The sequence below is a fragment of the Chitinophaga sancti genome, from assembly GCF_034087045.1.
GTDB classification, from domain to species: Bacteria; Bacteroidota; Bacteroidia; order Chitinophagales; family Chitinophagaceae; genus Chitinophaga; species Chitinophaga sancti_B.
Map to the genome: position 1 here is coordinate 7,366,461 of NZ_CP139247.1, position 11,164 is coordinate 7,377,624.

Annotated in this window: 10 protein-coding genes; 3 read left to right on the forward strand and 7 right to left on the reverse strand. The window is 44.1% G+C overall.

The annotated features are described in order from the left end of the window. Positions 1-3: 3 nt before the first annotated feature. The 4 genes from SIO70_RS29460 to SIO70_RS29470 form a co-directional block, all read right to left on the reverse strand. Positions 4-390 carry a hypothetical protein gene (locus tag SIO70_RS29460; protein ID WP_320576955.1) on the reverse strand — a complete coding sequence of 129 codons (387 nt, stop codon included), beginning with the start codon at positions 388-390 and terminating at the stop codon, positions 4-6. Further along, complete coding sequence (locus tag SIO70_RS33565; RefSeq protein WP_083721579.1) at positions 383-625, reverse strand: AtpZ/AtpI family protein; 243 nt, start codon at positions 623-625, stop codon at positions 383-385. The genes SIO70_RS29460 and SIO70_RS33565 overlap by 8 nt, the downstream gene beginning before the upstream one ends. Beyond that, positions 570-1,031, reverse strand: coding sequence for a polymer-forming cytoskeletal protein (locus tag SIO70_RS29465; RefSeq protein ID WP_320576957.1), 462 nt, complete (start codon positions 1,029-1,031; stop codon positions 570-572). The genes SIO70_RS33565 and SIO70_RS29465 overlap by 56 nt, the downstream gene beginning before the upstream one ends. Before the next feature lie 166 nt (positions 1,032-1,197). After that, positions 1,198-1,602 (reverse strand): hypothetical protein, encoded by a 405-nt coding sequence (locus tag SIO70_RS29470; RefSeq protein WP_320576959.1) that lies wholly within the window; start codon positions 1,600-1,602, stop codon positions 1,198-1,200. Positions 1,603-1,868: 266 nt separating this feature from the next. On the opposite strand from SIO70_RS29470, the gene SIO70_RS29475 reads away from it, so the two are divergent. Both SIO70_RS29475 and SIO70_RS29480 read left to right on the forward strand, forming a co-directional pair. Then, positions 1,869-4,967 carry a tetratricopeptide repeat protein gene (locus SIO70_RS29475; protein ID WP_320576961.1) on the forward strand — a complete coding sequence of 1,033 codons (3,099 nt, stop codon included), beginning with the start codon at positions 1,869-1,871 and terminating at the stop codon, positions 4,965-4,967. A gap of 190 nt (positions 4,968-5,157) precedes the next feature. Then, positions 5,158-7,536 carry a transglycosylase domain-containing protein gene (locus SIO70_RS29480; RefSeq protein ID WP_320576963.1) on the forward strand — a complete coding sequence of 793 codons (2,379 nt, stop codon included), beginning with the start codon at positions 5,158-5,160 and terminating at the stop codon, positions 7,534-7,536. Between the two features lie 133 nt (positions 7,537-7,669). Here the strand turns inward: SIO70_RS29480 and SIO70_RS29485 are convergent, their stop codons facing one another. From SIO70_RS29485 to SIO70_RS29495, 3 genes are all read right to left on the reverse strand, one after another. Continuing rightward, entirely contained in the window at positions 7,670-8,596 is a 927-nt protein-coding gene (locus SIO70_RS29485; RefSeq protein ID WP_320576965.1) for a M20/M25/M40 family metallo-hydrolase, read from the reverse strand. Positions 8,597-8,812: 216 nt separating this feature from the next. After that, the gene (locus SIO70_RS29490; protein ID WP_320576966.1) at positions 8,813-9,268 is read right to left on the reverse strand and encodes a cysteine peptidase family C39 domain-containing protein; all 456 of its coding nucleotides are present in this window, start codon (positions 9,266-9,268) and stop codon (positions 8,813-8,815) included. Between the two features lie 128 nt (positions 9,269-9,396). Continuing rightward, positions 9,397-10,575 (reverse strand): lanthionine synthetase LanC family protein, encoded by a 1,179-nt coding sequence (locus tag SIO70_RS29495; RefSeq protein ID WP_320576968.1) that lies wholly within the window; start codon positions 10,573-10,575, stop codon positions 9,397-9,399. Between the two features lie 227 nt (positions 10,576-10,802). Here SIO70_RS29495 and SIO70_RS29500 point away from each other — a divergent pair, with 227 nt between their 5' ends. Beyond that, positions 10,803-10,973: a hypothetical protein gene (locus SIO70_RS29500; RefSeq protein WP_320576969.1), complete on the forward strand. Its 171-nt coding sequence runs from the start codon at positions 10,803-10,805 to the stop codon at positions 10,971-10,973. Positions 10,974-11,164 lie beyond the last annotated feature (191 nt).

The following is an 11,164-nucleotide window of genomic DNA, read 5'->3' on the forward strand; positions in this document are numbered from 1 at the left end:
CGCTTACTTTTTCCTTTTCGTCAGCTGTTGCAGGCTTAAGGTCTCTATGACCGTATACACCACATACAGGAACATGAGTATGAAAATAGTCTCTTTGCTGGTATGAGCACGGTTCAATACTACATAAACTGTAATACCCACCAGGCATAGCATCATTTTGCTTAGCGTAGAAGCATACACCCTGCGCACGAATGCATTGTTGTCGGCAGATGTAATGCCTTTGCGATTCATGCTGTAAGAGAGTCCGGTAATAGCGGCTAACGCCAGGTTGCCAATGAGTATTACATTTATATGTAACCCTTTTTCCAGCAACCGGGCATTGAAATAAATAAGCGCGCCATTCAATATGATAAAGAGGCCTATGAGCCTATAATAAAACCTGTCAGTCATTCCTGCGGGTATCTTTGATGATTTGCCACAAAATTACCGCTAAAGCCAGTAAAGAAAAAATGATCATGAAAACAGGAATACGCCATCCCGTTCGCTGGTCAAGTTTATAACCGGCAAATACGGCCAATCCAAGGGAGGCCATCATCTGAAATGCAAGTCCAGCATACCGATAGAGTTGATTAGGCTTTTTCGGAAGCTTTTTCGGAAGCTTTTTCTGTGACAACGGATTTTCCATGCTTTTCTTTCTGGTTAGCTACTGCTGCTACGTCTTCTGGCTCCATATAGCAACGGCCATTGAACTTAGCAGTTGGTTCCATTTCAAAATGGGCAGTGTATAAATCTCCTTTTACCAGTGCATTACCTTTCAGGAACAGCAGGTCTTCTACCTTGACGATACCTGTTACCTTTCCGAGAATGTCTGCACTGTTACAAATGAGATCACCGGTGATTTCACCTTCTGGTCCTACGACAATCTTAGCTTTTGTAGAAACCAGACCGTTTACCTGGCCGTCAATACGAATGTCCCCTTCGCATACGATATCTCCCTGAATAGAAGTACCACTACCAATAATGTTTACATTGGAAGTAGGCATTACTGTTTTGCTCTCGCTTCTTGTGTTGCGGTTGTTGTTGCTAAACATAGGATTTAAGGTTTGTCAGCTTTTAACTGATTGTAAGATAGTTTTATTTATTTACGTATTATTAGTGCCTGCAAATCACCTCGTATAAGAAGTTATTCACATTTTCTCCTAACGGTTGTAGTGTCCCATAGCGTATAAGGATGCTCTAATTTTTTAGTCTTCTACTTTAATAAGTACTGTTATCTACTTTTGGCACTTTCAAGGTGGTGGTGTCCAGCTTGCTGGTTGAAAAATCGCCACCGATTACCTGTTTGATATCGTCCAGATATTTGTCACGCGCGTTGATAGCAGTTTCCAGAGAGTCTGTGCGCATCTTGAGCCGAATAAACTCACGACGTTGTTTCAAATCTCCATAACCTGGAATATAGTAACGTAAAGGTGTAAATACAACGGTGGCTACGGTAATGGTTACCAGTAATACGAATAATGTGCTTAACGCAACGTATACACTCATCCGGGAGAGTTTGAAAGAGGTTACCTCTTCATAGGTATTGTCGTTCATAATCACCAGGCGGTATTTGTTGCCGACCCGTCCCACATTTCTGCCTTTTTTATCGCGCTTGTTAGCCATATCCGCAATAGAACTTGATATAATTTCTGATAATCAACCGGCTAAAGTTAAACATTTATATTATTTACTATGCAAAAAAATGCAATTTGCCTGAAAACAGGGAGAAAAGGTAATTGTGGTGGACGGGAGGGAATCGTTTGTATTCCGAACTATTACCAATCCTGCCTTCCAGTGAAAATCCTTATGAAAAATAATTATCCTATCTTTAAAAATAAAATTCCTAACATCTTAGTTATATATAGTTCAGCCTATACACCCTGGCATCCATGAATATTTGCAGATCATTTTATAAACATATATCATACACCGGCCTGGTATTATTTCTCTTATGCGTATCCAGTGTGCAAAAGGCACAGGCCCAGCGTAAGGACAGCATTAATGTGAATTCGCGCGGTACCACCCGGAATCCCCAGTCCCAGGCCCAGACAAAAACGATTCAAAGGCCCATAGGCCCGAAGGCAGATGACAGGCATCCACCCTCAGAAGACCTGGCAAAGAAGAAATGGACAATTAAGCGGAAACTGGTGCAAAATACCGTTTCGCGTTACAACTACTATTTCAATGCGAAGAAGAAACTGCGCCTGGTCACACACAATGTAAGCCGTACCGGCCAGGACAACTATAACTACCTACTCCCCTTCTACCCTTACAGTGCAGCAAACCAGGGCCTCAGCAAAGGAGACCTCGACTCTGTCATTGAAAAGGCTTCTATCAATATCCAGATCCATGACCCACGTAGTAAATGGATGGATGATAGTTACCTGCTGATCGGTAAAGCCTACTTCTTCCAGGGAGAATGGGATAAGGCTAACCGTACTTTCAACTTTATCAATACCAACTACCTTCCTAAAAAGAAGAATGAATATAAATCTGTCGTAGGCTCTGTCGAGAAAGATCAGATCTCCATCGCCAGCCGAGAAAAGCGGAAACCTCCTATCGGCTGGTTCAAGCACACCTTTGCCAGAAATGATGCCTTTGTATGGAATGCGAAAACCAAGATCGAAGAAAATAATTATGACGAAGCCCGCTCTATCATCAACGTGCTCGATCAGGATCCTTACTTCCCAAAACGACTGGATGGTGAACTGGCAGAAGTAAAAGCATACAGCCTGTACAAACAGGGAAAATTCCAGGAAGCCATCGAACCCCTGCAAATTGCAGAACACAAAAAGGTAAACAGGGATGAAAAAGCACGTATGGCCTACATCCTGGGTCAGTTGTACACTAACTACAACAAGCCGGATTCTGCCATCGCCATGTATTACCATGTGATCAAAACCAAGCCTGACCAGATGATGGAATTCCAGGCAAGGATTGCGATCAATAAGCTGAAAGCTACCATGCCAGGCGGTTCGCTGGAACAAAGCCTTGCTACCCTGGCCAAGATGGCGAAGAAAGAAAAATACCAGAACTTCCGCGATGCTATTTATTATACCATGGCACAGCTGGTGCTGCCTACCGACAAGGAAGCAGCCCTCGGTTACCTGCGTCAGTCACTGAAAGCAAGCGCTCAAAGTCTGACGCCCAACCCCATGCAAAAGGCACTCACTTACAAACTGATTGCCGACATCTATTATGATCAGCGTACATATCGCTCAGCCAAGAGCTTCTATGACAGCACCGCTTCGGTGATGCCACTGGAATTCCAGGACTCTGCAGTAGTGAATAAACGTAAGAAAGTATTAACAGATGTAGCGATGAGAATAGAGGCCATTCAGTTGCAGGACAGCTTACAACGCATTGCTGCCATGCCGGAAAGTGACCGGAAAATATTCTTAACGAAACTGTCGGTACAAATCCGTAAAGACGCCGAAGAAAACGCAAAGAAAGCGAGGGCTGATTCCGCTGCCGCCCTTGCCGAAGCCATGGCCAGTGCCAATACCAACAACCCGTTCAGCAACAATGGCATGAATACTAAAACCGGGCAGAAAGCAGAGGCGGGTGACTGGTACTTCTATAATACTGCCAGCAAAGCATCAGGTTTCCAGGAGTTTAAGCGTAAATGGGGCAACCGTGGTAATAACGATAACTGGCGTCGTAGCCAGAACGGTGTCGTTGCCGTAAAAGAAAACCTGGAACCAGTGGATGAAAATGGCAATCCTATAGGCGCTGATGGTCAGGCGAAAAAGAAAGCCATACCAGCAGACAGCACCACTGCCGAAACCCTGGCGGCCAACCTGCCACTGACACCGGACGAATTATTGAAATCCAACATCATCGCAGAAGAAGCCTTCTATGACCTGGGTAAACTATACAGCGACGGCCTGGATAATTTAGACCTGGGTATTGAAACTTACGATACATTATTGAACAGATATCCACATCACCCGAACAAAACGGAGGTGATCTACTCCCTGTATATCTGGCACAATAAACTGAACCATACTGCTTTGGCCAACAGCTTCCGCCAGCAGATCATGAGCAACTACGGAGATTCCAAGTTTGCCAGCATTATCCGTTTCGGTGGTCTGAAGGATGAGAATATCGGTAAGAAAAAAGAGATCTCTTCCGCCTACGAGCATGTATATGGCGCATACCTGGATTGTAACTACGAAACGGCTTTGCGGATGAAGAAGGAAGCAGATTCCACTTTTGGGCTCAACTTTATGCAGCCGAAATTTGACCTGCTGGAAGCCATGATCATTGCGAAAATGGATACCTGTGAGTTTGGTAAACAACCACTTACAGCGGTGATGAACAAATACCAGAATGACGACCAGGTCTATGCGAGGTCCAAAGAACTGCTGGATGCGCTGGATAACCGCTCTGCGCTGGTTGTATACCTCTCTATGCTTGAAATAGAAAGGAAACCGGAGGCACCACTGCTGGATGAAGACATCACCATGATCTATCCATGGCAGCGACCTCACCCGGAACTGAACAATGCTGAGTTAAAAACAGCCACGGCAGATTCAATCAAACTGGCGGCAGACAATGCAAAACTGAAAATTGCACCACTGCCACCACCCATGAAACCGAAGGTGATCTACAAACTGGTAGCAGACGCTCCTCACTTTGTCGTGATGTCATTTAATAAACTGACGAAGAAAGCAGTGGATGAATCGGTAGAAATCTTTACCAAATACAACAAGGAACATCATCCTGACCAGAAGATCCAGGTGGGTAGTTATGTCATGAGTCAAACAGAAGTATTGTTGATATTCAGGCTGTTCGACAATGAAGACAGGGCGCTGGACTATTTTGATGAGATCAGGCTGGGGGCAGGAAAGATCCTTCCGCAGATGCGACCTTCCGATTACACCATGTTCATCATTTCCAGGGACAACTTCATCCTGATGAATACCAGGAGAGACCTGGATGGATATAAAAAGTTCTTCGGAGACAATTATATAATAGAACAATAAGGGACATAAACTCAATGACGCTGGAAATCGCTTTTGCCGCTGGCAAAGGCGATTTTGCTAATGGGGAGGTAATAAAATTTTTTTTAATAGTTTTGTCTTGCTGTTACACCTGATTCCGGCAAAAAAGGCCCGTAAATTGCTATTACAGACGAGCAATGCGGGCTGACGCATTTATAATTCAAAATCTTGTATGAAAAAATCAGTTAAAATATTGTGGCTGACTGTGTTATCGCTGACGGGAGTGTTCATTTTGCTTTTATTGCTGATCAATTTCCGTATCATCGGCAACATGCCATCCATGGAGACCCTGGAAAACCCCAGGGCAGCCCTTGCCTCTGAAGTAATTGGGGATGACGGTACTATACTTGGTAAATATTACCAGGTAGACCGGTCCAGCTCTGATTATGATGAAATTTCCAAAAATGTGCTCAATGCACTGGTAGCTACCGAAGATGTACGCTTTTATGATCACTCTGGTATCGACCCATATGGTACGATGGCCATCCCTTTTTACCTCGCAATCGGTAAAAAGAGAGGTTCGAGTACGATCACCCAGCAGTTAGCGCTGAACCTGCAGGCGGATAATTCCGGTGTACAGCGTTCTAAAAATATAATTGAAAGAGGTTTCCAGAAAATGCAGGAATGGCTGATTGCCGTAAAGCTGGAAAGAAACTTCACGAAAGAGGAAATCATTACCCTGTACCTGAACACCGTACCTTTCGGTGATAACGTATATGGCATTGAAAATGGCGCCCGCACATTCTTTAGTAAAGATGCCGGTCACCTTTCCATCGAAGAGGCTGCCACCCTGATCGGTATGCTGAAGGGTACCAATTTGTACAATCCCCGCAGAAACCCGAAAACAGCGCTGGATCGCCGCAACACGGTGATTGAGCTGATGGCGAAAAATAAATTCATTTCCAGTGCAGAAGAAGCGGCGGCGAAGAGCAAGCCAATCGTACTGCGCTATAATAAGATAGACCATAACAAAGGTCTTGCTCCTTACTTTCGTGAAGTACTGAGAGATGAACTGAAACAATGGTGTAAAGAGCATAAGAAATCAGACGGTTCTGAATATAACCTGTACCGTGATGGTCTGAGGATTTATACAACCATCAACCCACGTATGCAGTTATATGCTGAGGAAGCAGTAGATCATCACCTGAAAGACCTGCAAAAGGTATTTGCCCAACAGGCAAATATTAAGTCTGGTGCTGCATGGAAAGGTCATGAAAACTTCCTGGAGCGGTATATGAAAGAATCTGACCGCTATCAGAGCATGGTGGCTTCAGAAATTCCAGAAGACGAAATTAAGAAGTCATTCAATACCCCTACCAAAATGAAAGTATTCTCCTGGAGGAGCTATACTGAGCCTGAGCTGAATGAGATCGATACGGTAATGACACCAATGGATTCTATCCGCTACATGCGTGCAATTTTGCAGGCAGGTTTCATGGCGATGGACCCTGAGAGTGGTGAGGTGAAGGCATGGGTAGGCGGACCTGATTTCCGTTATTTCAAGAATGATCACGTATTAAAGAGCAAGCGCCAGGTAGGTTCTACATTCAAGCCATTCCTGTATTGCTATGCGATCATGAACGGCATGTCTCCGGCTACATCATTACCGAATGAGCCAGTGACCTTCCCTAAATATAACTATACCCTGAGTCGTAACTCAGAAGGTAGTGTGGGTGGTATGATCTCTATGGCAGGTGCGCTGGCCAAGTCACTGAACCTGGTGTCAGCATACCTGATCAAGCAGTTAGGCCCGGCGGCAGTAGCGGACTTTGCGAATGAAAAGATCGGGTTCTCTGTGAAGATTCCTCCTTATCCTTCTATTTGTCTGGGTACACCGGAGATCCCGCTGTATGATATGTTGCAGGCGTATACCATGTTTGCGGCACGCGGTATCATCACCAAACCGATTTACATTACCCGTATAGAAGATAGAAATGGGAACATCCTGGAAACGACCGCACCGGTAAAACGGGAGGTGATCAGTGAGAATGAGTCGTATGTAATGACCAAGATGATGGAAGGAGTGACTGGTCCGGGAGGTACATCCGCACGTTTACGTTTCCGTTATGGTATAAAAGGACAGGTAGCTGGAAAGACAGGTACTACGAATGATAATACTGATGGTTGGTTTATGGGCTTTACACCACAATTGCTGGCAGGTGCATGGGTAGGTTGTGAGAACAACTTCCTGCATTTCAGTACCACGGCGAATGGTCAGGGTGCGAATACGGGGTTACCGATCTGGGCATATTTCTTCCAGAAATTATATGCAGATCCTACCTTGAAGATAGATCCGAATGCGACGTTTGCGATTCCGGCGTCAATAGATAGCCAGGATTATACGAATACGGATAAGAGTTTGCCTCCGGGTGCAGAAGCGCAGGATCAGGGCAATGGTTCTGCAAGTGATTATGGGGGTGATGAACCAGCAATTGATGTGAGTAAATATGGAGAGAAGCCGGCTGAGAAACCTGCTGAGAAACCGAAGGAAGAGCCGAAGAAAGAGAATAATCAACCGGCGCCGAAAGCGGTGTTTCCGAAAAATAATTAAATAAAAAAACGCTTTTGTCTTTCGGCAAAAGCGTTTTTTTTTGAGTTTGGTTTTATTTGAGCTTGTTCTAATTTGAGTTTGGTTTTATTTGAGCTGGCTATTATTTGAGTTTGCTATTATTTGGCCTTCGTTTTTATTTGTCAGCTACGTAATGCAGCTCTTTGTACTTCATGGCATTATTGATCAACTGAATGGCCAGTTTAAGCACATCTGACTCCTCTTTAGCCTCTACTTTCTTTGCGGTATCAGTTGGTTTGTGGTAGTCGTCATGTGGCCCTGTATGGAGGAAAATAACAGGTACTCCACTGATATAGAAATTATGGTGATCAGAAGGCCCTTTGCCTGCCCCATCAGTGAAGAACTTAATACCTGGTTGCGCAACACCTTTGAATACATCCGGCCATTCTTCCGCACTAGCATAACCGCCGATACCTAAACCGCGTTCTGCATTGTAACGGCCAATCATATCCATATTCAGCATAAAATGTACTTTTTCCAGTGGAAATACCGGATGAGCTACATAGTACTTAGAACCTTGTAATCCCATCTCTTCACCACCAAAAGCGATGAACAGGAAATTGAATTGTTCCTTCAGTCCGTTCTTCGCGAAATACCGGATAAATTCCAGTAAGCCAGCGATGCCGGAGGCATTGTCATCGGCTCCATAATGGATCTGTCCTTCCGGGTACTTTCCATCAAACAAAAGTGCAGTACCGATATGGTCATAGTGAGCGCCGATGATAATCGTACGGGGGGCTCCGTTATCCAGGTATCCAATCACATTTCTGCTTGGAATATCATGATGTTCTTTACGATCAAAAGTAAAATCCTGAAAATAGCTGGTCCCGTTTGCTGGTTGCAAGCCCAACTTTTTAAACTGTTTCTCCACCCATGCAGCCGCCTTTCTACCACCTTTTTCATCGGTACCACGGCCTTTTAACTTATCGGATGCCAGGTAGTTGACAGTGCTACGGATACGTGCTTCAGAAGGCATGTAATCCTGTGCAAAAGCATTCACAAAACAAGAGGTGCTGAACACCAACAATAACAATCGCTTCATTTAGGATATGATATATGATGAGACCAAAAAAAAACAGCCCTTACTTTTGCAAGCGGAGGGCTGTTTCCAATAATATAAGGTCAAAACTACGTGATAACATTTACATGGGCATATCACAAATGTGCCATTTATAAGGTTAAATATGTATCACTATGAGGTTAATAAAAGCCCCCTCGCGCAGGAGGGGGCAATTGTACAATGTACAGCATATAGGGGTTAAAAATCAGGTGGAGAGGGATCCAGGTACAGCATAATACCATGCTCGCCGTCCTGTGTCCATCCTCTCAGAAAATCTAATTTGTCTAATGTGATCAGTCCAGCCGTAGGGTCGGATATATAAACTTTGTCCCCCCTTATTTTATACATGACAATAAAACGGCGCTGATACCAGTACCCGATACAGGGTAACAGGTCGAGTGATAGAATGTCAGCCAGAGAAACTTTTGCCCCCAAAGTACCAAAACCAATTTTTCCGGCGGCATCGCCGAGGTCCTGCAGCGGGCTGCCACTTTCAGCAGTCGCCCACAGAGACCTTACATATTCATGTGTAAGATTCTTTCCAAAGTGTGTACTTAATATGTGCAAACAGGCAGGACCATCGTCCGTTTTGCCCTGCTGTTTACAGTGGGGAAATGGATGTTTTTTGCGCTGCGGAATCAGACTGTTGATCATATCCGGAAGTCTTTTGCAGGTGATTGGGTTATTATCTCACAACGATGAAAGGCCGGCTATTTGTTTGTGTGTTCAGGTGCATGCACCTGAGGTCGAAAATAGTCTCCATTCGATTTTAGTTTTAGTTATTATAAAAGCAACAGATCAGTCCATGGAAGTTCTTCATTGATCAGGTGCCCCAACAGAACCAGTGCCACGCCTGTCAAGCCTTCCAGCATGAGGGTTTCGCGGCCTTTGAAGCTTTCTTCGTTCAGCACTACTTCCAATCTTTTTATTGTTTCATTGATCCAGTAATGCCATCCTTCAAGATAACTTTCTTCATTACTATAACGGTACAACGAATAATAATACTGAGCTAACCCGGCGGTGCCATTCAGAAAGTAAATATCATCGACCTGGGTAGCTTCGCAGGTTTTGCGCATCAGTGAGCTACCGCCCACGAGATCCGCCATCTGCTTAAGGTTTTCGTCTTGTAATACAAAGGATGCTTTGTAAAAAAGAGATACCTGGTTCAGATCTCCATAACACCATCCGAGACGGTTATTATAGTTTTTTTCATCTTCTGCTTCACTGGTAGTGAGTGGGAAGAATGACCAGTCCTGTCCGATCAGGTCCACTTCGCGCAGTTGGTGTCGTACAAAGCGGATGCCTTGCTGTAGCAGGTATCCAGTCTTTAATGCGTCTATCTCTGCTTCATGCAATGCAGTAAGTACGGAGAAAAATCCTGCCTGTCCCTGCGATAAGCTAAAGTTGATCTGTCCAGTACCAAATAAAAAGATATTCTTGAACCAGACGCCATGTTTGGTCACTACACATTTATCGTACAACACACGGATGATCTCCCTGAGGTATATCGCTATTTTAGGCTGTGGCAGCCTGTCTGTAAAGTACTTGATGATGCCAAACGCACCGTGCAGATAATCCTGTTTATCATCTTTGATCAGTTGTAAAGCCTGATGGTAGAGATAGTCGTCATATCCGGCCAGTTCCTTATCTATGTCTATATTCAAAAGGCCGTCTTTGTACAGGAGGTTGATCACACTGGTAAGGCCGCAGATACCGGTTGCCAGGGAAGGCCCATCCAGTTCCAGGGTTCCTTTATTCATATGATCCAATACCTCGTCGAGCAGCGCATACGTCTTATCTAAATAAGTATTGTCCCTGTACCCCTGCCATAGGGAATGATAGTACACGATCAGGCCCAGCTTACCTCCGCTCATCAGGGTGTCATTATCAACGGTGTGCTGATCTATGAGCTGATGAAGCTGTGCGAGGAGGCTCTCCACTTTTACCGGTTCCTTTACCATTCCTGAATGCTTTTAACAAACTTATAAAGTATGTGGGGGGTGGGGAAAAAAGATACACGGATTTAGGTTTTAGAAGGACGGATTTGGTGTTTTTATAGGGTTACCTTTTTGCCATTTCCGTATACGCGGTTGCGATAGAAAAAATCTTTTGAAATCCACGTCCTGCGTAGATTCCCTGCGCAGTTACCCTCTAATTTTGTCACTGTAATCCCTAATAATTGTGAAATATGAAACAGACCCAAAAGAACACCCCAAAAAAGACGTTGACCCTGAATAAGGTGACAGTATCTATGTTTAATAACAACGTTTTTAACCCAAAAAATGGAAATAAATTCCATTTTACATCCGTGATCGATACAACCACTTCTGTTAACTGCCCCCTGACAGTAACAAAGTAATTACAAGGGGGGACGAGGACAATAAAAAAACGGTTTTGTAATTCCGGATTTTGATTAATTTTCAAGGCTGAACTAAAACTCCTTCTGGTCGAAGGTTATTTTAGGACAGCCTTTTTTTTTATTTTTGTACCTGTGCTATAATAAACCATTAAATAATACATGTTTTATTACCTTACGTTAATCCGCTTGTT